The sequence below is a fragment of the Streptomyces sp. NPDC048664 genome (assembly GCF_040650555.1).
Taxonomy (GTDB): Bacteria; Actinomycetota; Actinomycetes; order Streptomycetales; family Streptomycetaceae; genus Streptomyces.
Genome location: NZ_JBEZHK010000020.1, coordinates 69,910 through 95,502 on the forward strand (window position 1 = coordinate 69,910; position 25,593 = coordinate 95,502).

The window sequence follows — 25,593 nt, forward strand, 5'->3', positions numbered from 1 at the left end:
CGGCGCTGGAACGTGCGGGTGCGTCGTGGGGATCGCGCAGTTCCCCGCGCCCCTTCAGATCGTGCCCGGGCCGGTGCGATGACGGGTGCCCGTGCGTCCTGGGATTCGCGCAGTTCCCCGCGCCCCTCGATACGCCGGGCGGCGCTGGAACGTGCGGGTGCGTCGTGGGGATCGCGCAGTTCCCGCGCCCCTTCAGATCGTGCCCGGGCCGGTGCGCCGGCAACTGACGGTGCGTTGTGGGATTCGTGCAGTTCCCCGCGCGCCTTCAGACACGGGGTGGGTCAGTCGTCCTTGCGGGTGCGGAGGATGCCGGCGATGCGGTAGGCCTCTGCTTCCTCCAGGGTTTCGTTGGCCAGCAGGGCCTCCGCCAGGGCGTCCAGTTGGCCGCGGTGGTCCTGGAGCTTGCGGCACGCCTCCTCGTAGCACTCGTCCACCACGCGCCGCATCTCGCTCTCGATCACATCCAGCGTGTGCGGCGCCGCCGAGAGCCCGTACGCCTGCTGGGCGTCGTTCGGCAGAGCCGAGAAGCGGCCCACCCGCTCGCTCATTCCCCAGCGCGCGACCATGCCGCGGACGATGTTGGTGACCTGCTCCAGGTCGTTCTCCGAGCCCGTCGTGATCACCCCGTAGACCGTGCACTCCGCCGCCATGCCGCCCAGCGCGCCGATGATCCGGCCGCGCAGGTACTCCTCCGTGTACGCGTACCGGTCCGCGTCGGGCGTCGACAGCGTCACCCCGAGCGCCCTGCCGCGCGGCACGATGGTGATCTTGCGGACGGGGTCCGCGCCCGGCTGGAGCATGCCCAGCAACGCGTGGCCGCTCTCGTGGTACGCCGTGCGCCGGCGCTCGTCCTCCGGCATCACGAGCGGCCGCTCGGCGCCCAGCTGCACCTTCTCCAGCGCCTCCATGAGGTCGGGCTGCGCCACCTCGCGCTGCCCGCGCTTCACCGCCAGCAGCGCCGCCTCGTTGGCCAGGTTGGCCAGCTCCGCACCGGTCATGCCCGGTGTCACCCGCGCCACCTGCGCCAGGTCCACGCCCGGTGCCAGGGGGATGTCCCGCGTGTGGATCCGCAGGATCGCCTCGCGCCCGTCGCGGTCCGGCGGCGACACGTTGACCAGCCGGTCGAAGCGGCCCGGCCGGGTCAGCGCCGGGTCCAGGATGTCCGCCCGGTTCGTGGCCGCGATGACGATCACGCCCTCCGAACCGGAGAAGCCGTCCATCTCGGTCAGGATCTGGTTCAGTGTCTGCTCGCGCTCGTCGTGCCCGCTCACGGACGCGCCGCCGCCGCGCACCCGCCCGATCGTGTCGATCTCGTCGATGAAGATGATCGACGGGGCCATCTTGCGGGCCTCGGCGAACAGCTCACGCACCCGCGAGGCGCCGACACCCACGATCATCTCGATGAACTCGGACGCGGACGCGGAGAAGAACGGCACCCCCGCCTCGCCCGCCACGGCCCGCGCCAGCAGCGTCTTGCCGGTGCCCGGCGACCCCGTCAGCAGCACGCCGCGCGGCATCTTCGCGCCCATCCTGCGGTACGCGTCCGGATTCCTGAGGAAGTCGACGACGTCGTCCAGCTCGCCCTTGACCTCGTCGATCCCGGCCACGTCGGCGAACGTCGTGCGCTTCTTGCCCGGCTGCAGCTCGACCGGCTTGGGCGGCGCCTTGCGCCCCAGCATGCCGCCCATGCCCCCCAGACCCGACCGCACCCGGCGCGCGATGAGCACCCACGCCGCGACCAGCACCGCGATCGGCACCAGCGACAGCAGCAGGTTGGACAGATAGCCGCGCTCCTGCACCACCGGCTGGGCCGTCACCGTCACATGGTGCGCGCTCAGGTTCTGCCACAGCTTGTCGTCGGCGAAGGCCGGACGCTGCGTCTTGAACTTGGTGTAGGTCCCACCGCCCGGCTTCGGCTGGGAACTTCGCAGCTCCCCCTGGATCGCGTCGCCCTTGGAGTAGATCTTGGTGACGTTGCCGCGGTCGACCTGTCTGCTGAACTCCGTGTAGGAGATCGCCGGCTCACCGGTCGAGGTGTAGTACGACAGCGCCCCGTAGGCGATCAGGAAGACCACCACCGCGGCGACGACCAGCCCCCACCAGCCGCCGCGCATCTTCCTGCAGCCGGGGCGGCGGGTCGGCTCCTCCGACTCCGGCGCGCCCTCGGTGCGCCACGGCTTGTCCGGGGGATCGCGTGGTGGCGCGGTATTGCTCATACTTCGGACGGTACGGCACCCGGCCGACCCCGGCATGCGCTGAGGGCGCCCCCGGCTCGGGGACGCCCTCGACGTCGTACGGCGGGCGGGATGTCAGCCCATGAACTTCTTGAACTCGTCCGGAAGCTCGAAGTCCTTGCCGCCCTGCTCCGGCAGGCCGAGGGCGCCACCGCCCTGGGCCGCCGCCTCGCGGCGCTGCGCGTCCTCCAGCTCCTGCTGCTTGCGCTTCATCGGGTTGCCGGAACGCTGCTTGCCCTTGGCCTTCTTCGGCTGCTTCTTGGTGCGGCCGGGGCCGCCGCCCATGCCCGGGATGCCCGGCATGCCGGGCATGCCGCCGCCCTGCGCCATGCGGGACATCATCTTGCGCGCCTCGAAGAACCGCTCCACGAGCCCCTTGACCGCGCTGACCTCGACGCCCGAGCCCTTGGCGATACGGGCGCGGCGCGAGCCGTTGATGATCGTCGGGTCCTGGCGCTCGCCCGGGGTCATCGACTTGATGATCGCGCCGATCCGGTCGACGTCGCGCTCGTCGAGGTTGTTGATCTGGTCCTTGATCTGGCCCATGCCCGGGAGCATGCCGAGCAGCTTGCTGATGCTGCCCATCTTCCTGACCTGCTCCATCTGGGCCAGGAAGTCGTCCAGGGTGAAGTCCTGGCCCTTCTTGGACGCCAGCTTGGAGGCCATCTTCTCGGCCTCTTCCTGGCTGAACGTCTTCTCCGCCTGCTCGATCAGGGTGAGCAGGTCACCCATGTCGAGGATGCGGGAGGCCATCCGGTCCGGGTGGAAGGCGTCGAAGTCGTCGAGCTTCTCGCCGTTCGAGGCGAACATGATCGGCTTGCCGGTCATGTGCCGGATCGACAGGGCGGCGCCACCGCGGGCGTCGCCGTCGAGCTTGGACAGCACCACGCCGTCGAAGCCCACACCGTCACGGAACGCCTCGGCCGTGTTGACGGCGTCCTGACCGATCATGGCGTCCACGACGAAGAGGATCTCGTCGGGGCGCACCGCGTCGCGGATGTCCGCGGCCTGCTGCATCATCTCCTGGTCGATGCCCAGGCGGCCGGCGGTGTCCACGATCACGATGTCGTGGACCTTGGTCCTCGCGTGCTCGACGGAGTCCTTGGCGACCTTGACCGGGTCGCCCACCCCGTTGCCCGGCTCGGGCGCGTAGACGGCGACGCCCGCGCGGTCCGCGACGACGCTCAGCTGGTTGACGGCGTTGGGGCGCTGGAGGTCGCAGGCGACCAGCAGCGGGGAGTGGCCCTGATCCTTGAGCCACTTCGCCAGCTTTCCGGCGAGGGTCGTCTTACCGGCACCCTGGAGGCCGGCCAGCATGATGACGGTGGGGGGCTGCTTGGCGAAGCGCAGGCGGCGGGTCTCCCCGCCGAGCACCGTCACCAGCTCGTCGTTGACGATCTTGAGGACCTGCTGCGCGGGGTTCAGGGCCCTGGAGACCTCGACGCCCAGGCACCTTTCCTTGACGTTCTTGATGAACGCCCGCACGACGGGCAGCGCCACGTCGGCTTCGAGGAGTGCGATACGGATCTCGCGCGCCGTGGCGTCGATGTCCGCCTCGCTCAGCCTGCCCTTGCCCCGAAGTGACTTGAACGTGGCTGACAGGCGGTCGGAGAGAGTATCGAACACGGTGGCGTCGGTCCTCGGAGTAGGCGGCAGATCGGGTCGCCCTCCAGAGTATCTGGCCCCGCGGCCAAATCGTCCCCTGCCGCCGTATCGGCGACAGGGGACGAGGGCCCGCGGCGGTGGGAGCGGTCCCAGGTCACGCCCGCAGAGCGTCCTCCAGCGTCTTCGCCACGGACGCGGCCTCCTGCTCCGGCAGGGGCTCTCCGGCGTCGTCCGTCACATAGAACGCGTCCACCGCGTTGGCCCCGAGCGTCGAGACGTGCATGCTCCGCACCCGTACCCCCGACTTCTCCAGCGCCGCCCCGATCCGGAACAGCAGACCCGGTGCGTCCTGGGCCCGTACCTCGATCACCGTGGCGTGCCGGGAGGCCGCCGACGCGACCGTGACCCGGGGCGGCGGCGCGAGGAGGCCCCGGCGGCGCGGGTAGGCCGCGTCCCGCTCCGCGAGGCGCGCGGCGATGTCCAGGGTGCCCTCCAGGGCCCGTACGAGGTCGGCGCGCAGCCGGGCGGCCTGGGGCAGGGAGCCGTACTCGGCCGCGACGCGCCAGTTCAGCAGCAGGACGGAGCCGCCGTCGTCCACGTCGGACGGCAGGGTCAGGCTGCCGAGCTCGGCGGTGCCGACGGTCAGGCGGTGCAGGGCCAGTACCCCTGAGACGGCGGGGAGGACGCCCGGCTGGTCCGGCACGGCGATCACGAGCTGCACGCCGAGCGGCTCGGGCTGCCCGCCGGTCTCCCCCGCGTCGGCCGGGGGTTCGCTCTGGGCCCGCAGGGTCAGGACGGGGCCGCCCGTGCGGAACGCCTCGACGGCCAGCCGTTCCTGTTCGGCGCTGGGCGCCGCGGGCTCGGCCTCGCCGGGGGTCTGGCCCGCGAGGGCGGCCGCGACGCGGGTGACGAGTTCGTTGACGAGACCGGCGCGCCAGGTGGACCAGGCGGCCGGGCCGGTGGCCAGGGCGTCCGCCTCGGTCAGGGCGTGCAGCAGTTCCAGGGTGCTCTGGCTGCCGACGGCGTCGGCGACCGACCGTACGGTGGCCGGGTCGTCCAGGTCGCGTCGGGTGGCCGTCTCCACGAGCAGCAGGTGGTGGCGTACGAGGGCGGCGAGGACGGCCGCGTCGTCGTGGTCGAAACCGATGCGGGCGGCCACGTCACGGGCGATGGTCTCGCCCGCCGCACTGTGGTCGCCTGGCCAGCCCTTGCCGATGTCGTGCAGGAGCGCGGCGACCAGGAGCAGGTCGGGCCTGCCGACGCGGCGGGTCATCTCGGAGGCCCGTACCGCCGTCTCGATCAGGTGCCGGTCGACGGTCCACAGGTGGACGGCGTTGCGCTGCGGGCGGCAGCGGACGCGCTCCCAGTCGGGCAGCAGGCGGGTGACGAGCCCTTCGGCTTCGAGTGCCTCCCAGACGTCCACGGTCGGGCGGCCGGAGCCGAGGAGGGTGACCAGCTGCTCCCGGGCCTCGGCGGGCCAGGGGGTGGGCAGGGGGCGCAGTGCGGTGGCCATGCGGCGGACGGCGTGCAGGGAGAGCGGGATGCCGGCCTGGGCGGCGGCGGCCGCGGCCCGCAGGGGCAGGACGGGGTCGCGTTCGGGCCGGGCGGTGCGGGCGAGGACGGCCTCGCCGTCGTGCTCGACCACGCCCTCGGCGAGCGGGGTGCGCTCGGCCGTGGGTTTGCCGCCGCTCAGCATCGCCCGCAGTCGGGGGCGCACGGCCCGTGAGCGCAGGACGCGTCCGACCTCGCGCCAGGTCACGTCGCTGGCGTAGGAGATGACGCGGGCCGCCTCGTACACCTGGCGCAGCAGGGTGTCGGCGTCCAGGAGGCCGAGGGCGCCGGCGACCTGGTCCTGTTCCTGGAGGGCGAGCCGGTCGGTGGCGCGTCCGGTGGCGAGGTGGAGCGCGTCCCGGACGTCCAGGAGCCGGCGCCGGGCGTCGGCGAGGCCCTCGCGGGGGGCGTCGGCGAGCCAGGAGGCGGCGACCGCGCGCAGGGCGGTGGCGTCGCGCAGTCCGCCGCGCGCCTCCTTGAGGTCAGGCTCCAGGAGGTACTGGAGTTCGCCCTGGCGCTCGGCGCGCTCGGCGCACAGTTCCCGCAGCTCGGGCAGGCGCTTGGGGGCCTGGTTGCGCCAGTCGGCGAGGACGGCGGTGCGCAGGCCGGCGGTGAGGCCGCGGTCGCCCGCGAGGTGGCGGGCGTCGAGGAGGCCGAGCTGGGCCTTGAGGTCCTCGGTGGCGGTTCTGCGGGCCTCGGCCGGGGTGCGCACGGAGTGGTCGAGGTCCAGGCCTAGGTCCCAGACGGGGTACCAGAGGCGGTCGGCGAGGGCGGCGACGGCCTTGCCGTCCTCCGCGTCGTGGAGCAGCAGGAGGTCGAGGTCGCTGCGCGGGGACAGTTCGCCGCGGCCGTAGCCGCCCACGGCGATGAGCGAGACGCCGCGCAGCCCTTCGGCTTCGGCGCCGCTGGTGAACAGTCCGGCGAGCCAGTCGTCCGTCAGCTCCGCGAGGGCGGCACGGCGCGGCGGCCCGGACCGCGCCTCCTCCTGGAGGAGGCGCAGCCGGGCCGCCGCGTAGCCGCCGGGTCCGGGGTCTTCCGCTTCCGTGTGTACGTCCATGCCCCTCACCCAGCGACTCCTGTTCGTCGGTGCTTCGCGCTTCGTCGGTGCTTCGTGCGCGGGCCCGCTACAGCGCGTCGGGGCCGCGCTCGCCGGTCCTGACCCGCACGGCCGTCTCGACCGGGACGGACCAGACCTTGCCGTCCCCGATCTTGCCGGTACGGGCCGCCTTGACGATGACCTCGACCAGCTGTTCGGCGTCGTCGTCCTCGGCCAGTACCTCTATACGGATCTTGGGTACCAGGTCGACGGTGTACTCGGCGCCGCGGTAGACCTCGGTGTGTCCTCGCTGGCGGCCGTAGCCGCTGGCCTCGGTGACGGTCAGGCCGTGGACACCGTAGGCCTGGAGGGCCTCCTTGATCTCGTCGAGCCGGTGCGGTTTGACGACGGCGGTGATGAGCTTCATACGTCCACCTTCTTGCTGTGCGGCTGCTTGCCGTCCGACTTCCCGCTGTCCGGCTTCCTGCCCTCGGTGGCCAGGGCCGAGAGAGCGGAGGTGATGACGCCGCCGCCGGCGCCGCTGAAGTCGTAGGCGGTCTCGGCGTGCTCGGCCTGGTCGATGCCGGAGACCTCCTCGTCCTCGGTGACGCGCATGCCGATCGTCCTGTCGAGGAGGAAGGCGAGGACGGCGGAGGCGATCAGGGAGTAGGCGAGGACCGCGAACACACCGGCGCACTGCTTCCACAGCTGGTCCGGGCCGCCGCCGTAGAAGATGCCCTTGACGTCGGACTGGCCCTTGCCGCTGGCGAAGAACCCGATGAGCAGGGAGCCGAGGATGCCGCCGACCATGTGGACGCCCACGACGTCCAGGGAGTCGTCGAAGCCGAACCGGTACTTGAGGCCGACGGCCATGGCGCACAGCACGCCCGCGATGGCGCCGACCGCGATGGCGCCGAGCGGGGAGACGGCGCCGCCCGACGGGGTGATCGCGACCAGTCCCGCGACGGCGCCGGAGGCGGCGCCCAGCGTGGTGAATGCGCCGTGCCGGATCTTCTCGTAGGCGAGCCAGGCGAGCATGGCGGCGCCGGTGGCGACCTGGGTGTTGACGAACATCAGGGGGCCCACGCCGTCGTCGTTCCCGAGCCAGGAGCCGGCGTTGAAGCCGAACCAGCCGAACCACAGCAGACCCGCGCCGAGCATCACCAGGGGGAGGCTGTGCGGGCGCATCGGGTCCTTCTTGAAGCCGACCCGCTTGCCGATGACGAGGATCACGCCGAGCGCCGCCGCACCGGCGTTGATGTGGACCGCGGTGCCGCCGGCGAAGTCGATCACACCGAGTTCGAAGGCCCAGCCGCCGGTGCCCCAGACCCAGTGGGCGACCGGGAAGTAGACGATCGTGACCCACAGCACCACGAAGATCGACCAGGCGGAGAACTTCACGCGGTCGGCCAGGGCGCCGCTGATCAGGGCGGGAGTGATGATGGCGAACATCAGCTGGAAGACGGCGAAGACGAAGACCGGGATGGTGTAGCCGGGCCACAGGTCCGTCTTGCCGATGCCGGAGAAGCCGACCCAGTCGGAGGTCCAGCCGACGAGGGAGCCCTTGTCGGCTCCGAAGGACATCGAGAAGCCGTAGAGCACCCACAGGATGGTGACGATCCCCAGGCTGATGAAGCTCATCATCAGCATGTTCAGGGTGCTCTTGACGCGGACCATGCCTCCGTAGAAGAAGGCCAGGCCCGGCGTCATCAGCATCACCAGGGCGGAACAGATCAACATGAAGCCTGTGTTGGCGGACGACAGCTTGGGTGCGTCCGCCGCGAGCATGATGGCGGCTGGTGCCATCGGCGTCTCCTCGTCGGTTGTGCGGCCCCGTGGGGGCGAAGCCTGGGAGCGGTGCGGTCATGAGGGGCTGGCCGGTTGTGCGCCATGAGATTGGCGCAGCGCGGTTTCGGTCGAAGCCCCTCGATGTTTCGCCGCAGTGACGAAGGCGCCGGGCGTGTTACGCGTGGGTGAACTGCCGGATGACGGTGGTGCTGCTCGATATGGTGGCGCACTCCCCCGTGCGGCGCGCGTTCGCGCAGCGCCGTGGCGCGGAGTGTGCCGTGGAACAGCCCGGCCGCGGCGCCATCCGATGACCTGGCATGGGGGAGCCGAGTCGGGCGGTTCGGGATGGCGGCCGCGGCCGGAGTGCGGTGGGGCCCACGGGGTGGGGTGGGCCCGGGGGGGTCAGACTGCTTCGGCGGTCTCGGGCAGGTGGGTGGCGAGATGGTCGGTGAGTTCGGTGATCTCGGCGAGGCCGCCGAAATCGCGTACGGCCGTGTCGACGGTCTTGCGGATACGCGTGTTCACCCGCTCGGACCGCACCTTGCGGGCGATCTCCATGGACCGCCTGGCCATCACCGCACCCGGTTCGGGCTCTCGCCTGAGCAGGTGCACGGAGGCCATGCCGATGAGGTTGAGCGCGTACGACCGCTGGTGGACGTCGTCCACGGCGAACAGCTCCACCGCCTTGCGCATCAGGGGCTCGGCGTCGGCGGCGTAGACGGGGCTGCGGCCCGCGGCATAGGCGAGGTCGCGGTAGGAGTGGGCGTTCTCCGCGTACAGCTCGCCCTCGGAGAAGAAGCGGATCCAGTCGGGCTCGGGCTCGTCGATGTCGGCCACGTCACCGAAGGTGGCCTCGGCCATGCGCACGGCCCGCTTGCACTTGCCGGGCTGGCCCATGTTCGCGTACGCGCGGGCCTCCATCGCATACAGCATGGCCTGGGTGCGGGGGCCCGCGCAGTCCCGGCTGCCGTACTGGGCGAGGTGGATGAGCTCCAGGGCGTCGTCGGGCCGGCCGAGGTGGATCATCTGGCGGCTCATGCTGGAGAGGATGAAGGAGCCCAGCGGCTTGTCGCCGGCCTCCTTCGCGGCGTGCAGGGCGAGGACGAAGTACTTCTGGGCGGTGGGCTGGAGCCCCACGTCGTAGCTCATCCAGCCGGCCAGCTCGGCCAGCTCGGCGGCCACCTTGAACAGCCGCCTGGTGGTCGGCCCGGTCTGGGGCTCCTGGAGGAGGTCGGTCACCTCGTGCAGCTGTCCGACGACGGCCTTGCGGCGCAGGCCGCCGCCGCACTGCGCGTCCCATGTGCGGAACATCACCGTGGTGGCCTCGAGGAGGTCGAGCTCGGGCCGGGACAGCCGGCTGCGGCCGCGCCCGGTGGACTGGGGCTCGGGCTCCTCGCGCGGGGCGGTGGGGCCGGGCACGAGCCAGCGCTGCATGGGCTCGATGAGGGCGGGGCCGGCGGACAGGGCCAGCGAGCTGCCGAGGAAGCCGCGCCGGGCCAGCATCAGGTCGCTGCGGGAGAACTCACCGATCAGCGCGACCGTCTGGGGGCCCGTCCAGGGGAGGTCGATGCCGGACACCGAGGGTGACTGGTGCGCGGTGCGCAGCCCGAGGTCCTCGACGGCGACCACACAGCCGAAACGCTCCGAGAACAGCTCCGAGAGGATGCGCGGGATGGGTTCGCGCGGGTTCTCTCCGTCGAGCCAGCGGCGCACCCGCGAGGTGTCCGTGGAGATGTGGGCGGCGCCCATCTGGCGGGCTCTGCGGTTGACCTGGCGTGCCAGCTCGCCCTTGGACCAGCCGCTGCGCGTGAACCACGAGCCGAGCAACTCGTTCGGGCGCTTGTCAGCGTGGGTACTGCCACCGCTGTTGCCGCCGCCGTTGCCGTCCACCTGGAACGCCCCCATCCCTCAAACCACTTGTGCGCTGTGTGGGCCAAGCCCTACCAGAATGCCGATGGTCGCCGTTTCGCGTCCGGTGGTTCTCACTCGTTCGGACAGGACCCGGTTGCCTCCGGCATACCCACGAATGCACGCATCCATTGGACTTGTGCACTGACCGTAGTCCCACGATCACTGGCCCAGCCATGGCGATTGCAGAAGCGCCACCATTCGCCACCCCTTCGAATGAACGCGCCGTGGCCTTCGCGCGATTCACTTGACACATGACGGCCGAAAGCGGATGGAGGGGAGCATCGGTCGGCGCGCGCCACCGGGCACACGCCCCCGGATGCGCCTGGGCGCCACCCGGAACCCGTGACATCCGGGCGCGCGTTCGCTGCACGAACTACACAGAGTCACCTGGTCGGTTCGTCACGTAACCATCTGTGCGCCGGACCCGTTGGAGGGGGCATGGGCTTCACGATCGGCGGCACGCGGGCCATCCGCGAGATCCGGCCCGGCGCGCGGCGCCGGAGTCGCTCCACGGAGTGCACGGCCGTGGCCGAGTACGCGGGACTGTGGGGCTGGGACGTGGTGCCCGGCGCGCGGGCGGTCGCGGGGGCGTGCTCCTGCGGCAGGCGGGACTGCCCCGCACCCGGCGCGCATCCGCTGGACACCACCCCCGTGGTGCGGGCGGGCGCGACGCTCGACGACGCGGTCGACGCGTGGGGCGAGGTGCCGGGGGCGGCGGTGATGCTGCCGGTCGGCGGCGCGTTCGACGTGATCGAGGTCGCCGAGGCGGCGGGGCGGCGGGCGCTGGTCCGGCTGGAGCGCATGGGGCTGCCACTGGGGCCGGTGACGGTGACGCCCGAGGGACGGGCCCAGTTCTTCGTCTCGCCGGGGTCGGCGGCCGCGCTGCCCGGGCTGCTGTACCGGATGGCGTGGGACGACGCGGTGCTGGATCTGCACGGCCTGGGGCCCGGGGCGTATGTCACGGCGCCGCCGTCGGACCGGGGCGGGCTGGGGCCGGTTCGCTGGCTGCGGGCGCCGGCGCTGGAGTCGGCGGCGAGGCCGCCGGCTGTGCGGCTGGTGATCGGGGCGTTGGCGTACGTGGCGCATCGGTCGGGGGGCCGCGGGTAGCCTCCGGCGGGGGTGCACCGGGTCATCGGCCTGCACGGCCTCGTCCTCAAACGCCGGACGGGCTGAATGTGCCGGGCTTGGCCGGGGCGAAAGGTCGGCCGGGGCCTGCGGACTGGGTGTGCCGGGTCTGGGCACGCGGTGTGCGGCGACTCGGTGGCTGGCGGACAGCGAGCCGGGGCCACGGCCCGGGCGAGCGGGAGGCTCGGCCGGGCCGTGGGGAGGGGTCAGTCGCCGATCAGGGCGTCCACGAACGCCTCGGGCTCGAAGGGGGCCAGGTCGTCGGCGCCCTCACCGAGGCCCACCAACTTCACCGGTACGCCCAGCTCTCGCTGGACCGCGACCACGATGCCACCCTTCGCCGTGCCGTCGAGCTTGGTGAGCACGATGCCGGTGATGTCGACCACCTCGGCGAAGACGCGGGCCTGCACCAGGCCGTTCTGCCCGGTGGTGGCGTCGAGCACGAGCAGCACCTCGTCGATCGGTGCGTGCTTCTCCACGACGCGCTTGACCTTGCCCAGCTCGTCCATGAGCCCGGTCTTGGTGTGCAGCCGGCCGGCCGTGTCGATGAGGACGACGTCGGCGCCGATCTCCTTGCCCTCCTTGACCGCGTCGAAGGCGACGGAGGCGGGGTCGCCGGCCTCCGGGCCGCGCACGGTGTGGGCTCCGACGCGCTCGCCCCAGGTCTGGAGCTGGTCGGCGGCGGCGGCACGGAAGGTGTCGGCGGCGCCGAGGACGACGGTACGGCCGTCGGCCACGAGGACGCGGGCCAGCTTGCCGGTGGTGGTGGTCTTGCCGGTGCCGTTCACCCCGACGACCATCACGATGCCGGGCTTGCTGGACTCGGGCTCGGTGTGGACGGTGCGGTCCATGTCGGGACCGACCAGCGTGAGCAGCTCCTCACGCAGCAGCGTGCGCAGCTCCTGCGGGGTGCGGGTGCCGAGCACCTTCACCCTTTCGCGCAGCCGTTCGACCAGTTCCTGGGTGGGCTGCACACCGATGTCGGCGGTCAGCAGCGTGTCCTCGATCTCCTCCCAGGTGTCCTCGTCGAGGTGCTCGCGGGACAGGAGCGTGAGCAGCCCCTTGCCCAGCGCGTTCTGCGAGCGGGACAGGCGGGCGCGCAGGCGGACCAGACGACCGGCGGCCGGTTCGGGGATCTCGATCGGAGGCGCTTCGGGCGCTTCGACGGACGGCGGTTCCTCGACCGCGACGGGAGGGGAACCGCCCGGAAGACCCACCTCCTCGATCGTCCGGCGTTCCTCGTCGCTCGGTTTCTCGGCTTCTTCGCCGACGTGCGGCTCGGCCGGAGGGGCGGTGATGTCGGGCGTCGTCGGCGGCGCCGGAGGCAGCGGCTTTCCGCGCCGGCTGCTGACGATCAGCCCGCCGAGCGCGCCGATCACGACCACGGCGATGACTACAGCAAGGATGATGGTTTCCATAACGGCACCAGTATGCGGGACCGGCCCCCGGGCGGTTCGGCGACGGCTCCGGGGTTCACGTCCCTGGATGTCTGACACACCGTCAGCTACCGTCCCCCTGCACACCCGCCCGGCCAAGGCGAAGGGGGCCCTCATGCCCGTCACGGTCGTACGTTTCAACCTCGTGGAGCCCGGCGCGACCCCCGTCTCGCTGCAGGCCCGCTACCGGGCGGCGGTGGAGATGGCCGCGTACGCCGACGAGCACGGGATCACCACCGTGCAGACGGAGGAGCACCACGGGGCCGAGAACAACTGGCTGCCCTCGCCGTTCTCCTTCGCGGGGACGGTGTTCGGAGCCACCCGGAACATCGCGGTCACCGTCTCCGCGATCATTGGCCCGTTGCACGACCCGCTGCGCCTGGCCGAGGAGATCGCCGTCCTTGACCTGCTCAGCGGCGGCCGCCTGGTCACGGTCGCGGGCATCGGGTACCGGCCCGAGGAGTACGCCCTGTTCGACGTGGAGTGGAAGCGGCGCGGGAGGCTGCAGGACGAGCTGCTCGAGACCCTGCTGAAGGCGTGGACCGGTGAGGAGTTCACCTGGCGCGGCCGTACCGTGCGCGTCACCCCGCGTCCGTACACCCAGCCGCACCCTTTGCTGCTGGTGGGCGGCTCCTCGAAGGCGGCGGCCCGTCGCGCGGCCCGCCTGGGGCTCCCGTTCTTCCCGAGCGCGCATCTGCCCGAGCTGGAGGCGTACTACAAGGAGCGGCTCGTGGAGTACGGGACGGAGGGCTGGACGATGATGCCCGCGGCCCGCACCCCGCTGCTGCACATCGCCGAGGACCCGGACCGGTCGTGGGCCGCGTACGGGCGCCACTTCCTGCACGAGGCACGGACGTACGCCTCCTGGCAGTCCGGGGACATCCGCTCGGCGGTGAAGTCGGCGGCGACGACCGTGGACGAGCTGCGGGCGGAGGGCGTCTACCAGATCCTCACGCCGGACGAGTGCCTGACCCAGGGGCTCGACAGCCTCGTCCTGCATCCGCTGGCGGGCGGGATGCCGCTGGAGGAGGGCTGGCGGAGCCTCACGCTGTTCGCGGAGCGGGTGCTGCCGCGGCTCGGCGACTGACCCGCACGGCCCGAGGCCGGTGCGCACCGCAGCCCCCGCCCGGGCAGTGGCCGGGCGGGGGCTGCGGAAGGGTACGAGGAGAGGGGCAGCGGGGACTTGGCCCTTCTCCTCGAGTTCGGGGGCGGCTCAGCCCATCTCCTCCAGCGACTTGCCCTTCGTCTCCTTGACGAACTTCAGGACGAACGGGATGGAGAGCGCGGCGAAGACCGTGTAGATCACGTAGGTCGCGGACAGGTTCCAGTCGGCCAGGGACGGGAAGCTCGCGGTGATGGCCCAGTTGGCGACCCACTGCGCTGCCGCGGCCACGCCCAGGGCGGCGGCGCGGATCTTGTTCGGGAACATCTCGCCGAGCATGACCCAGACGACCACGCCCCAGGACAGGGCGAAGAAGAGCACGAAGACGTGGGCGGCGACCAGGGCGACCCAGCCCTGGGTGCTCGGCAGGCGGCCGTCGACCAGGTGGGAGGAGAACGCCCAGGCCTCCAGGGCGAGGCCGACCGCCATGCCGACCGAGCCGATGACGGCCAGCGGCTTACGGCCGATGCGGTCCACGAAGATCATGGCGATCACGGTGCCGAGGATGTTGATGATCGACGTGGTGAACGAGTAGAAGAACGAGTCCGCGGGGTCGACGCCGACGGACTGCCACAGCGTGGAGGAGTAGTAGAACGCCACGTTGATGCCGACGAACTGCTGGAAGACCGAGAGGCCGATACCGACCCAGACGATCGGCTTGAAGAAGAACCCGCCGCCGAGCAGGTCCTTGAACGTGGACTTGTCCTCGCTCGTCATGGCGTGCTCGATCTCGGCGACGCGGGCGTCCAGGTCGGACCGCTCGCCCTCGACCTCGGCGAGGATCGCGCGGGCGCGGTCCCGCTTGCCGACGGAGAGCAGGAAGCGCGGGGACTCGGGGATGGCGAAGGAGAGCAGGCCGTAGAGCACGGCGGGGACGACCATCACGCCGAGCATGACCTGCCAGGCCTCAAGGCCCATCAGCTTGCCGCGCTGGTCGCCGCCGGCGGCGTTGAGCAGGCCCCAGTTGACCAGCTGGGAGATGGCGATGCCGACGACGATGGCCGCCTGCTGGAAGGAGCCGAGCCGGCCGCGGTAGGCGGGCGGGGCGACCTCGGCGATGTAGGCGGGGCCGATCACGGAGGCCATGCCGATGGCGAAGCCGCCGACGACGCGCCACAGGGCCAGGTCCCACAGGGCGAAGGGCAGGGCCGAGCCGACCGCGCTGACGGTGAACAGGGCGGCGGCGATCTGCATGCACCGGATGCGGCCGATGCGGTCGGCTATGCGGCCCGCGGTGGCGGCACCGATGGCGCAGCCGATCAGGGCGATGGCGATGACCTGGGCGAGCGCCGCGGAACCGATGTCGTAGCGGTCCCGGATGGCCTCGACGGCGCCGTTGATCACGGAGCTGTCGTAGCCGAAGAGGAAGCCGCCCATCGCGGCCGCCGCCGCGATGAAGATGACGTGCCCCAGGTGTTCCGGGGGTGCCGTACTGGCTCCTGGCTGGGGTGCCTGCGCTGTGCTGGTCACGTGTACTCCTCGGGCCTCCGGCTGCACTGCCGGAGTGGGGGTCAGCCCTACAGGTGAGACCTGAAGGTAAAAGCAACGTTGCAGAGACTATGCCTTCAAGTTTCGAAGTCAATAGGTCCAGAAGCGGGAATCAACCACAGGCCGCAAGAGCATTGGATTCAAGAAGTGAAGGAATCATGAACTGCGGTTGCGGGAACACGTGTTCCGACTACCCGGGGATCAGCGGATCAGCGCAGCCGCTGCGAGATGACCTTCGACACACCGTCGCCCTGCATGGAGACGCCGTACAGCGCGTCGGCGACCTCCATCGTGCGCTTCTGGTGCGTGATCACGATCAGCTGCGAGGCCTCCTGGAGCTCCTGCATGATGCGGATCAGCCGCTGGAGGTTGGTGTCGTCCAGGGCCGCCTCGACCTCGTCCATGACGTAGAAGGGGCTGGGCCTGGCCTTGAAGATGGACACGAGCAGGGCCACGGCGGTCAGTGAGCGCTCGCCGCCGGACAGCAGCGAGAGCCGCTTGACCTTCTTGCCCGGCGGGCGCGCCTCGACGTCCACCCCCGTGGTGAGCATGTTGTCGGGGTCGGTCAGCACCAGCCGGCCCTCGCCGCCCGGGAACAGCCTGCCGAAGACGCCCTCGAACTCGCGGGCGGTGTCCCGGTAGGCCTCGGTGAAGACCTGCTCGACGCGCTCGTCCACCTCCTTGACCACCTGGAGCAGGTCGGTGCGCGTCTTCTTGAGGTCCTCCAGCTGCTCGCTGAGGAACTGGTGGCGCTCCTCCAGCGCCGCGAACTCCTCCAGGGCCAGCGGGTTGACCTTGCCGAGCTGCTGGTGGGCGCGCTCGGCGGCCTTGAGCCGCTTCTCCTGCTCACCGCGCGCGAACGGGCGCGGCTGGTTGCGCGGATGCTCCGGGTCCTCGGGAAGCTCCTCGCCCTCGGCGGGCGGCGAGGGCGGCACCGGCTGGTGGGGGCCGTACTCGGCGATCAGCCCGGCCGGCTCGACGCCGAGTTCCTCCAGCGCCTTGGCCTCCAGCTGCTCGATCCGCAGCCGCTTCTCGGCGCCGAGCACCTCGCCCCGGTGCACGGAGTCGGTGAGCTTGTCCAGCTCCGCCTTGAGGTCGCGCCCCTCGGTGCGGGCGGCGGCGAGCTGCTCCTCACGGCGGGCCTTGGCCGTGTCGGCCGCGGTGCGCTCGGCGTCCGCCCGGCTCAGGGACACCTCGACATGGGCGAGGAGCTGCCGCGCGCCCACGGCCACGGCCTCGGCCACGGCCGCCTCGTGGCGCAGCCGGGCCTGCCGCTGCTCGGCACGGGCGCGCGCCTCGCGTTCGGCGCGCGCGCCCCGGTCCAGGGAGTCGGCGCGTCCGGCCAGGCCCTTGACCCGCTCCTCGTGGGTGCGGACCTGGAGCCTGGCCTCCATCTCGGTCTGCCGGGCGTTCGCGCCGTCGGCGGCGAGCCGGTCGCGCCCGGAGGTGTCGGGCTCCTCCTGAACCGGCATCTCCTCGGCGACGGCGAGCCGCTCGGCGAGTTCCTCGACCTCCCCGAGGGCCTTGTCCAGCGCCTCCTGCGCGCGGGCCGCCGCGGCGGTGGAGCGCTCGGCCTCCCCGGCGGCGCCCCGTGCCTGGCCGGCGAGCCGGCCCAGCTGCTGGGCGACGGAGGACTTCTCCCGGTCGGCCGCCCCGCGCCGCTCCCCCAGCTCCTCGACCAGGGCGGCGTGCTCCCTGCGCTGCTCCACGGCGAGCCGCTGCCGGGCGGCCAGTTCCTCGCACCGCACGGCCAGCTCGGCCAGCTCGGCGTCGGCCTCGTCCACGGAGGCCTGGACCTCCAGGAGGCTCGGCGCACCGGCGGAGCCGCCGTGCGCGAAGTGCGCCCCCAGCAGATCCCCCTCGGCGGTGACGGCGGTCAGCTCGGGGCGGGCACGGACCAGGTCCTCGGCCTCCTCCAGGGTGCCCACCACGACGATGCCGCGCAGCAGTCGGCGGACGGCGGGCAGCAGCTCTCCGGGACCGCGCACGAGATCGGCGGCGTACGGCACTCCGGGGGCGGGCGGCTGCTCCGGTACGTCGTCGGGGGCGCCGCCGAGCAGCAGCGCCGCGCGGCCGGCGTCCTGTTTGCGCAGCAGCCGGATCGCCTCGGCCGCCGCGGCCGGGGTGTCCACCGCGACCGCGTCCGCCGCGGCGCCGAAGGCGGCGGCGAGCGCGACCTCGTGGCCGGGGGTGACGGAGAGCAGTTCGGCCGCGGGGCCGAGCAGTCCGGCCAGGCGGTCGCCCTCGTTCAGCAGGGCGCCCGTGCCGTCCTTGCGGCGCAGGCCCAGGGCCAGGGCCTCGCGCCGGGCTGCCACCGCGGCGTGTCGGCGTTCGGCCGAGACGGCGGCCTCGCGGGCGGTCGCCAGGGCCGTCTCGGCCTCGGCGAGGGCCCGCTTGGCGACGTCGTGCCGCTCGGCCAGGTCCGCGTCGCCGGCGTCGAGCCCGTCGACCTCGGCCTTGAGCGCCTCGTACTCCTCCTGGGCGGCGACGGCGCGTTCCTGTGCCTCGTCGCGGGCGGTGGCGAGGCGGTCGATCTCGGCCTGGGCGGAGGCGGCGCGTGAACGGGCCGCGCCGACCTGCCCGTTCAGTCGGGCGAGCCCTTCACGGCGGTCGGCGATGGCACGGGCCGCGTCCTTCAGCCGGCGTTCCTCGACCGCCAGTTCGCGTTCCAGTTCGGCGCGGTGGGCGACGGTGTCGTCCAGGGCCCGCTCGGCCGCTTCCAGCGCGGCCTCCAGCTCGGCCTCCTGCTCGCGGATCCGGGCGGCCTCACGCTCCATGTCCTCGGGGTCGCGCCCACGGCGTTCCTCGGGGGGCGCCGAGGTGGCGCTCTTCACCCGGGCGTCGGCGAGCGAGATCGTGCCGCGCACCCGTTCGGCGAGCTGGGAGAGTTCGTACCAGTCCTGCTGGGCCCGCTGAAGACGGGGCGTCAGCTGCCGCACCTGGTCCTCCAGCAGTGCCTCGCGCTGGAGCGCCCTCTTCAGTTCGGTCTCGGCGCTCTCCTTGCGCTCCTTGAGCGCGGCCTCGTCCGCGACCTCGGTCCTGAGGGCGTCCTTCAGCCGTACGAGGTCGTCGGCGAGCAGGCGCAGCCGGGCGTCGCGCAGATCGGCCTGGATGACGGCCGCCCGGCGCGCGACCGCGGCCTGCCGTCCCAGCGGTTTGAGCTGGCGGCGCAGTTCGTCGGTGAGGTCCTGGACGCGGGCGAGGTTCGCCTGCATGGCGTCCAGTTTGCGCAGCGCCTTCTCCTTGCGCTTGCGGTGTTTGAGGACGCCGGCGGCCTCCTCGATGAAGGCGCGGCGGCCCATCGGGTCGGCGTGCAGGACGGAGTCGAGCTGGCCCTGGCCGACGATGACGTGCATCTCGCGTCCGATGCCGGAGTCGGAGAGCAGGTCCTGGATGTCGAGCAGGCGGCAGGTGTCGCCGTTGATCTGGTACTCGCTGCCGCCGTTGCGGAACATGATCCGCGTGATGGTGACCTCGGCGTACTCGATGGGGAGGGCGCCGTCGCTGTTGTCGATGGTCAGGGACACCTCGGCGCGGCCGAGCGGCGGGCGGCCGGTGGTGCCGGCGAAGATGACGTCCTCCATCTTTCCGCCGCGCAGCGATTTGGCGCCCTGCTCGCCCATGACCCAGCTGAGCGCGTCAACGACGTTGGACTTGCCCGAACCGTTCGGGCCCACGACACATGTGATCCCCGGTTCGAACCGGAGGGTGGTCGCCGAGGCGAACGACTTGAACCCGCGAAGAGTCAGGGCCTTGAGGTGCACGCCGCCGGACTCTACCTTCCGGCGGTTTCCCACTCCATGAACCCGCGGTTTCACCTGTGAACGCGCAGGGCACACCATCCGTTAAAGAGACTGGAGACCACGCGACCGGCTCAGAAAGAAGGGACGCCGAAGCGTCCCTTGCGACTCTGATGCACATCTGAAGACGAGCGGCTGATACGGGCGGCCCAACCACTGCGTGTGCTGCTGCGTGTACTGTTCGTGGAGCGACGCAGGGGTCAGGTGAGCGCAGGCTCCGCCTGGTGTGCGTCGACGCTCTCCATGATCCTGTCGTGAGAAGCGGCAGCCGTCAGCGCGTCGTTCTCCGCCTGGATACGTCCGAGCTCGGATTCGAGCTCCTGGACGCGCTGCTGCAGCCGTCGCATCTCGGCGAGGAGTCGAGGGTCGGAGCCGCCGACGTAACCGAGAAGCGCCTTTGCCATGATGGATGGTCCTCCACACTGAGTGACCGACCGAATCGGTGTGGGTCGTGAGGGAATCGCACCCGCGGTGCTTGGCACTCTTCAGTTCTTGCGCCGTTCTTACATGCCAAACAGCTAAGGTGCGCGGGGCTTTCAGCGTCTCACCAAAAAGTTTGACGGTCAACACGATCACACCGCTCAATGGCGGGCGGCCCGGGGGCGCACGGCCCTTGACGGGCCACGCCGCGACTCCTGCGGGCGCCGGCGAGTATGGAGATCATCCTTACTTCCGGAGCCTTCCACGAGAAGCGATTCTTGGCAACCACCAGGCCCTTTCCGCTCCGGGCAGGTGCCGGTGGCATGCCGTTCCGCTTCCGGTGACGGAGGTCGGGGAGGGGCGCTCAGCGGACCGCGAAGCCCTCGTAGCCACCCCTCGGGGTGTCCCAAATCTCCGTCACTCCGTCCACCCTCCCGGGTGTGTCGCCGCCCCTGAGCCAGTCCAGCAGCCCTTCACAACCCTGCCTGGATCCCTCCGCGACGACCTGGACCCTGCCGTCGTCCAGATTCAGGGCGAAACCACGCAGCCCACCGATCTCCAGCGCCTTGGCCCGGGTGAACCAGCGGAAACCCACACCTTGTACCCGTCCGCGCACCCACGCGACCAGTCGAGCCTCGTCTTTCATGCGTGCACGTTAACCGGACAAAGTCCCACTGGGCACTTACTCCCCTTGCACCATGCTGTAGCGTCCCCATCGTTATGAAGCTCATGTGAAACTCACTCAATGGGGTGAGTGGCGCTGACTGCAAGACCAGGAAGGCCAGCAGATGGGACGCCACCGACGCTCCGACGCCGGACGCGCCGCCTCAGGCCGCGCGAACGGGGTGACTCGAGGGACCGAGCCGCCCACGGAGCGCTACGGACCGGAGAACCTCTACGGCTTCGCCGCGGTCCTGGAGGCCGAAAGGGCCGCCACCCGCTCGCACCGCAAGAAGAAGGCCGCGACGCCGGTGCGCACCGGACTGCTGGGGGTCTCCGCCGCCGTCGCCCTGGGCACCGTGGCGGTCGCCGCGGGCGTGCTGCCCGGCGGCAACCACTTCACGGTGAGCGGCGACGCGAGCGACGTGCAGGCCCAGGGCAGCACCCCGTCGGACGTCGCCACCCAGCAGGGGGGCACCAGCGGTTCCGCCTCCGACGGCCGCGGGTCCGCTTCCACCAGCCGCGACTTCGACCGCGCGCACACGCCCGGCGCCGCGCCGTCCACTCCGTCCGCGCCGTCCTCCCCGTCGGCCCCGGTGCCGTCGCAGAAGCCCGCGCACACGCCGTCCCCCTCGGCCACGAAGCCCGTGACGGTGGCGCCGCCGGCCCAGAAGGGCAAGGGAAAGGGGAAGCAGCGGGCGCAGGACGTCGCTCCCCCGCAGGTGAGCAGCGAGGCCGCTGCCGCGTCCGAGGTGTTGCGGCTGGTCAACGCGGAGCGGGCGAAGGTGGGGTGCAGCCCCGTGACCTCGAACGGGCCGCTGGCCGAGCTGGCGCAGGCGTTCAGCTCGGAGATGGCCACGCGCAGCTTCTTCGACCACACCGACCCGGACGGCAAGGATCCCTGGGACCGTGCGGCGGGGCTCGGTATCACGGACCTGGGCGGGGAGAACATAGCGCGGGGGCAGCTGAGCGCCGCGGATGTGATGGACGCGTGGATGAAGAGCCCCGGGCATCGGGCGAACATCCTGAACTGCGACTTCCAGACGCTCGGCGTCGGGGTGCATCTCGGGGATGGTGGGCCCTGGTGGACGCAGGACTTCGGGTACTGATCGTCTGAGCGCGGGGTGGCCTGCGGCCGGCGTGTGGTGTCGGGTGCGGGTCGGGTGGGGTTCTCGCGCAGTTCCCCGCGCCCCTGGCCCGCGTGCGATGTCAGGTGCGGGTTCAGTGGGGTTTTGCGCAGTTCCCCGCGCCCCTTGTCGGCCGGGGACGGTTCGGTGCGTCGTCGCGTGCAGGTTGAGTGGGGTCTTCGCGCGGTTCCCCGCGCCCCTGGAAAGCTGCCGCGCTCTGGAGAAGGGCGCTGGCGGGGCTATGTCGTTCTTGGTGGGCGTTGGCAGTGGGGGCAGTAGTAGCTGCTTCTGTTCATCCACGGGCGACGGCGGACCGGGGTGGCGCAGCGGCGGCAGGGGAGTCCCTCGCGGCCGTAGGCGTCCAGGGAGCGGTCGAAGTAGCCCGACTCTCCGTTGACGTTGACGTAGAGGCTGTCGAAGCTGGTGCCGCCCACCGCGAGCGCCGCGTTCATGACGTCCCTGACATGGCCCAGCAGTTCCGCGGTGCGCGGGCGGGTGAGGTGCGCGGTGGGGCGCTCGTAGTGGAGGCGTGAACGCCACAGGGACTCGTCCGCGTAGATGTTGCCGACGCCGCTGATCAGGGACTGGTCGAGCAGGGCCCGTTTGATCGTGGTGCGCTTGCGGCGCAGGGCCTGGTGGAAGGCCTCGTCGTCGAAGAGCGGGTCCAGGGGGTCGCGGGCGATGTGCGCGATGACGTCGGGCAGCCCGTCCGGTGTGGTGTCGTGCAGGGAGAGGCCGCCGAAGGTGCGCTGGTCCACGAACCGCAGCTCGGTGCCGAGGCCGTCGGCGAACCGGAACCGGATGCGCAGGTGCTTCTCGTCCGGTGCGTCCTCGGGCTGGACCAGGAGCTGGCCGCTCATGCCCAGGTGGGCCAGGATCGCCGTACCGGTGGATTCCACGGGGACCCAGAGGTACTTGCCCCGGCGGCAGGGGGATTCCAGGCGCCGCCCCTTGAGGCGGTGCGCGAAGTCCTCGCCGCCCGCGGTGTGCCGGCGCACGGCACGCGGATGCAGCACCTCGGCCTCGGCGACGGTCCGATGGGCGGCCCACCGCTGCAGACCGCGCCGTACGACCTCGACCTCGGGCAGCTCGGGCACGAATCCTCCGGAAGGGGGAGAGGGAAGGAGAACGGACCCGGTGGTGGCTCGCGTGCCACCACCGGGTCCGTGTCGAAGGATGTCAGGCCGTGGCCGAGCCACTCGCCGTCGCCGAGGCGGGACCGGTGGCCCCGTCGGTGGCGGCCTGCGCGGCGGCGGCTTGCGCACGCTCGTCCGCGGCGGCACGGATGGAGCGCCACGCGGACTCCGCCGCCTGCTGCTCCGCCTCCTTCTTGCTGCGGCCGGTGCCGGTGCCGTACGAGACGCCTCCGACGCGGGCGGCAGCAGTAAAGGTCTTCTCGTGGTCCGGGCCGGTCTCCGTGACCAGGTACTCGGGCACGCCGAGCCCCTCGGTCGCGGTGAGCTCCTGGAGGCTGGTCTTCCAGTCCAGGCCGGCACCGAGATTCGAGGACTTCTCGATCAGCGGGTCGAACAGGCGGTGCACCAGCTCCGCCGCCGAGTCCAGCCCCTGGTCGAGATAGACAGCGCCGATCACTGCTTCCAGTGTGTCGGCGAGGATGGACGCCTTGTCCCGGCCGCCCGTGCCCTCTTCGCCCCGGCCGAGCCGGATGAAGGAGCCGAGTTCGAGCCCGCGGCCCACCTCCGCCAGTGCGCGCGAGTTGACCACCGCGGCCCGAAGCTTGGCCAGCTGGCCTTCGGGCAGGTCGGGGTGGGTGCGATACAGCGTGTCGGTGACGACGAGGCCGAGCACGGAGTCCCCGAGGAACTCCAGACGCTCGTTCGTCGGCAGACCGCCGTTCTCGTACGCGTACGAACGGTGGGTCAGCGCACGCACCAGAAGGGCGGACTCGACCTTGTAGCCGAGCCGCCCTTCCAGAAGCGTGTGGGACGAGGCTGTGTTCTCCGCCGAACTTCCCCCAGCCTTGCGGGGACTGTTGTGGGCGTCAGACATCAGACCTGTCACCAGCCGATCAGACCTCGAGGACCTGACGCTTGTTGTAGGTGCCGCAAGACGGGCACGCGATGTGCTGCAGCTTCGGCTCGTGGCAGCGCTCGCACGCAACCAGGGTGGGGACCGCAGCCTTCCACTGCGACCGGCGGTGGCGCGTGTTGCTGCGCGACATCTTCCGCTTCGGAACAGCCACGGCTACTTCTCCTGCTTCTCGTCGACGCCCGCTTCGGCGCCGCTCATCTCGTCCTTCTCGCCGTCTTCAGGTGAACCGGCGAGTCCCTGCAGTGCCGCCCAACGAATGTCGACGGCGTCATGGTGGTGGTCCGGGTCGTCCGCGAGCGACGCTCCGCAGTCGGAGCACAGGCCCGGGCAGTCTTCCCGGCACACCGGCTGCATCGGCAGTGCGAGCACCACCGCGTCACGCAGCACGGACTCGAGGTCGAACAGACCGTCCTCGAGAAAGAGCCTGTCCTCGTCTTCCTCGGCGTCGTCGGCCGGCTCCGTCTTGACACGGCCCCGGTCGTCGGCGTCAGGGTACGAGAACATCTCCTGGAAGTCCGCTTCGAGCTCGAGCTCCAGCGGCTCCAGACACCTTACGCAATCCCCCTCGGCCGATGCACGGGCGGTGCCTGTGACGAGCACCCCTTCCATGACCGACTCAAGTCGGAGGTCGAGCTCCATCGGGGCGCCTTCCGGCACTCCGATGACGCCCTGGATTCCGAAGTCCCTCGGTGCGTCGATCGTGCGGGACAGGCGCTGGAGCGCACCAGGACGCCGCCCCAGCTCGTGCGTGTCGAACACGAGGGGGTTGCGGTGGTCGAGGCGGGCGTTCAGGGCCGTTCCTGCTTTCGGTCTTCGATGCTCGGGGAGGGTGCTGCCCCGGGGTGACCACGGTGACCCGAGGTGTTCCAGGCAGCTTGGATCGCGGTACGTATGCGCGACCGAAGAGCCAGGATACTTGACCTTTCGCTCTCGGCCCAATCCGGTGCCTGCGAGCCGCTCCGGGGCCGCGCCGACGGCGCGCTCAGTGCCCGCCGCGCCCCTGCTCGTAGGCGCGCAGCTGCTCGGCGCTGATCATGCCGGTGTCGAAGAGGCTGGTCTCGTCCAGGGCGCCGCCCTGGCCGTAGGCCCCCGCCTGGGCCTGCTGCCCCTGCGCGGGGCCCTGGTCGTGGCCGAACTCCTGGGGGTGGCCGTGCTGCGGGCCGTGCCCGTAGGCGCCCTGCTGCTCGTAGGTCTGCTGCGGATAGGCGGCGTACGGGTCGCCCTGCTGGTAGCCGTACGGATCCTGCTGGGCGTACCCCTGCTGGTAGCCGTAGGGATCGGGCTGCTGGTAGCCGTACGGGTCCTGCGTCTGCGCGTAGACCGGCTCGCCCTGCTCGGCCGGGGCGGCGGGCGCCGGGGCGGCCTGGGCGCGCGCGGGGGTCTCGGCGAGGGCCGCGAGGTCGGCGAGGTAGTCGGCGTCGCTGGAGTGCTGCCGGGTGGTCAGGTCGTCGGCGAGGGCGCCGAGGTCGTCGGAGGCGATCCGCCCGTGCAGCTTCAGGCGGCCCTTCCCGACGGCTTCCAGGGTCTTGGCCAGGACCGCCTCGAACGCGCCCAGCTTGACGTCCACGTAGGCGTCGGCGTCCCGTCGCAGGGTCTCGGGGTCGTGGCTGCGCTCGGGCGCGTCCTCGTCCTCGTAGCCGTCCTCGTCCAGCCCCGGTCCGGTGCCCAGGAGCTTCTCGCGTCCCCGGCCCACCGAGCCGAGGGTCTTGGTGAGGACGACCTCGAAGTTGGCGAGCTTGGAGTCGACGTAGTCGTCGGCCTCGGCGCGGACCTCCTCGGCCGCCTGACGGGCCTCGGTGAGGATGCGGTCGGCCTCGCCCTGGGAGTGGCGGGCCACCTCCGTGCCGGAGACCAGCGAGCCGCGCTCGGCGTGCGCGCTCTCGATGATCCGCTCGGCCTCCTGGCGAGCCCGCTCGACCAGGTGCTCGCGGTCGCCGATCAGTTCCTGGGCCTCGGCCAGGGAGCCGGGCAGCGCCGCGCGCACCTCCTGGAGCATCGCGAGCAGTTCGGCCCGGTTGACCACGCACGAGGCCGACATGGGCATCGACCGGGCGCTGCCGATCAGCGTGACGATCTCGTCCAGCTTCTTCTGCACGTCCACCGTGTGCTCGCCACTCTCTACAGCTGTGATGGAGACGGACGGGTCGACTGTACGGCCACTGCCGCCCCCGCCGACACCGGGTGACGCGCTGTCACGG

Annotated in this window: 19 protein-coding genes; 3 read left to right on the top strand and 16 right to left on the bottom strand. The window is 71.5% G+C overall.

Annotated elements, in window-relative coordinates:
* Positions 1-281: 281 nt before the first annotated feature.
* The 6 genes from ftsH to AB0C59_RS21990 form a co-directional block, all read right to left on the bottom strand.
* Positions 282-2,216: an ATP-dependent zinc metalloprotease FtsH gene (gene ftsH, locus AB0C59_RS21965; protein WP_363007036.1), complete on the bottom strand. Its 1,935-nt coding sequence runs from the start codon at positions 2,214-2,216 to the stop codon at positions 282-284.
* A 93-nt stretch (positions 2,217-2,309) separates the two neighbouring features.
* Positions 2,310-3,860, bottom strand: coding sequence for a signal recognition particle protein (gene ffh / locus AB0C59_RS21970; RefSeq protein WP_363007038.1), 1,551 nt, complete (start codon positions 3,858-3,860; stop codon positions 2,310-2,312).
* Between the two features lie 133 nt (positions 3,861-3,993).
* Positions 3,994-6,456 (bottom strand): [protein-PII] uridylyltransferase, encoded by a 2,463-nt coding sequence (locus tag AB0C59_RS21975; protein WP_363007040.1) that lies wholly within the window; start codon positions 6,454-6,456, stop codon positions 3,994-3,996.
* A 58-nt stretch (positions 6,457-6,514) separates the two neighbouring features.
* Complete coding sequence (locus tag AB0C59_RS21980; RefSeq protein WP_363007042.1) at positions 6,515-6,853, bottom strand: P-II family nitrogen regulator; 339 nt, start codon at positions 6,851-6,853, stop codon at positions 6,515-6,517.
* A complete protein-coding gene (locus AB0C59_RS21985) occupies positions 6,850-8,232 on the bottom strand; it encodes an ammonium transporter (protein WP_363007044.1) in 1,383 nt (460 codons plus the stop codon). The genes AB0C59_RS21980 and AB0C59_RS21985 overlap by 4 nt, the downstream gene beginning before the upstream one ends.
* 384 nt (positions 8,233-8,616) lie before the next feature.
* Complete coding sequence (locus tag AB0C59_RS21990; RefSeq protein WP_363007046.1) at positions 8,617-10,119, bottom strand: hypothetical protein; 1,503 nt, start codon at positions 10,117-10,119, stop codon at positions 8,617-8,619.
* 444 nt (positions 10,120-10,563) lie between these two features.
* Between AB0C59_RS21990 and AB0C59_RS21995 the strand changes: the two genes are divergently transcribed.
* Positions 10,564-11,232, top strand: a complete 669-nt coding sequence (locus tag AB0C59_RS21995) for a bifunctional DNA primase/polymerase (RefSeq protein ID WP_363007048.1) — start codon at positions 10,564-10,566, stop codon at positions 11,230-11,232.
* Between the two features lie 224 nt (positions 11,233-11,456).
* On the opposite strand, the gene ftsY is transcribed toward AB0C59_RS21995, so the two are convergent.
* Positions 11,457-12,668, bottom strand: coding sequence for a signal recognition particle-docking protein FtsY (gene ftsY, locus AB0C59_RS22000; protein WP_363007050.1), 1,212 nt, complete (start codon positions 12,666-12,668; stop codon positions 11,457-11,459).
* 133 nt (positions 12,669-12,801) lie between these two features.
* On the opposite strand from ftsY, the gene AB0C59_RS22005 reads away from it, so the two are divergent.
* A complete protein-coding gene (locus AB0C59_RS22005) occupies positions 12,802-13,773 on the top strand; it encodes an LLM class flavin-dependent oxidoreductase (RefSeq protein WP_363007153.1) in 972 nt (323 codons plus the stop codon).
* Positions 13,774-13,899: 126 nt separating this feature from the next.
* Here AB0C59_RS22005 and AB0C59_RS22010 read toward each other — a convergent pair whose 3' ends face one another.
* The 4 genes from AB0C59_RS22010 to AB0C59_RS22025 form a co-directional block, all read right to left on the bottom strand.
* Positions 13,900-15,318, bottom strand: a complete 1,419-nt coding sequence (locus AB0C59_RS22010) for a sugar porter family MFS transporter (RefSeq protein WP_363007052.1) — start codon at positions 15,316-15,318, stop codon at positions 13,900-13,902.
* A gap of 227 nt (positions 15,319-15,545) precedes the next feature.
* Positions 15,546-19,100, bottom strand: a complete 3,555-nt coding sequence (smc, locus tag AB0C59_RS22015; protein WP_363007054.1) for a chromosome segregation protein SMC — start codon at positions 19,098-19,100, stop codon at positions 15,546-15,548.
* A gap of 236 nt (positions 19,101-19,336) precedes the next feature.
* Positions 19,337-19,540, bottom strand: a complete 204-nt coding sequence (locus tag AB0C59_RS22020; RefSeq protein ID WP_059131751.1) for a hypothetical protein — start codon at positions 19,538-19,540, stop codon at positions 19,337-19,339.
* Between the two features lie 380 nt (positions 19,541-19,920).
* A complete protein-coding gene (locus AB0C59_RS22025; RefSeq protein ID WP_363007056.1) occupies positions 19,921-20,202 on the bottom strand; it encodes an acylphosphatase in 282 nt (93 codons plus the stop codon).
* Positions 20,203-20,401: 199 nt separating this feature from the next.
* Between AB0C59_RS22025 and AB0C59_RS22030 the strand changes: the two genes are divergently transcribed.
* Positions 20,402-21,325, top strand: a complete 924-nt coding sequence (locus AB0C59_RS22030; RefSeq protein ID WP_363007058.1) for a CAP domain-containing protein — start codon at positions 20,402-20,404, stop codon at positions 21,323-21,325.
* Positions 21,326-21,582: 257 nt separating this feature from the next.
* Here AB0C59_RS22030 and mutM read toward each other — a convergent pair whose 3' ends face one another.
* The 5 genes from mutM to AB0C59_RS22055 form a co-directional block, all read right to left on the bottom strand.
* Positions 21,583-22,440 (bottom strand): bifunctional DNA-formamidopyrimidine glycosylase/DNA-(apurinic or apyrimidinic site) lyase, encoded by an 858-nt coding sequence (mutM, locus tag AB0C59_RS22035; protein ID WP_363007060.1) that lies wholly within the window; start codon positions 22,438-22,440, stop codon positions 21,583-21,585.
* Positions 22,441-22,522: 82 nt separating this feature from the next.
* Complete coding sequence (gene rnc, locus AB0C59_RS22040; RefSeq protein ID WP_363007062.1) at positions 22,523-23,353, bottom strand: ribonuclease III; 831 nt, start codon at positions 23,351-23,353, stop codon at positions 22,523-22,525.
* A 19-nt stretch (positions 23,354-23,372) separates the two neighbouring features.
* The gene (gene rpmF, locus AB0C59_RS22045) at positions 23,373-23,546 is read right to left on the bottom strand and encodes a 50S ribosomal protein L32 (RefSeq protein ID WP_007493396.1); all 174 of its coding nucleotides are present in this window, start codon (positions 23,544-23,546) and stop codon (positions 23,373-23,375) included.
* Between the two features lie 2 nt (positions 23,547-23,548).
* Positions 23,549-24,187: a YceD family protein gene (locus AB0C59_RS22050; protein WP_363007155.1), complete on the bottom strand. Its 639-nt coding sequence runs from the start codon at positions 24,185-24,187 to the stop codon at positions 23,549-23,551.
* 190 nt (positions 24,188-24,377) lie between these two features.
* A complete protein-coding gene (locus AB0C59_RS22055) occupies positions 24,378-25,496 on the bottom strand; it encodes a cell division initiation protein (protein WP_363007064.1) in 1,119 nt (372 codons plus the stop codon).
* Positions 25,497-25,593 lie beyond the last annotated feature (97 nt).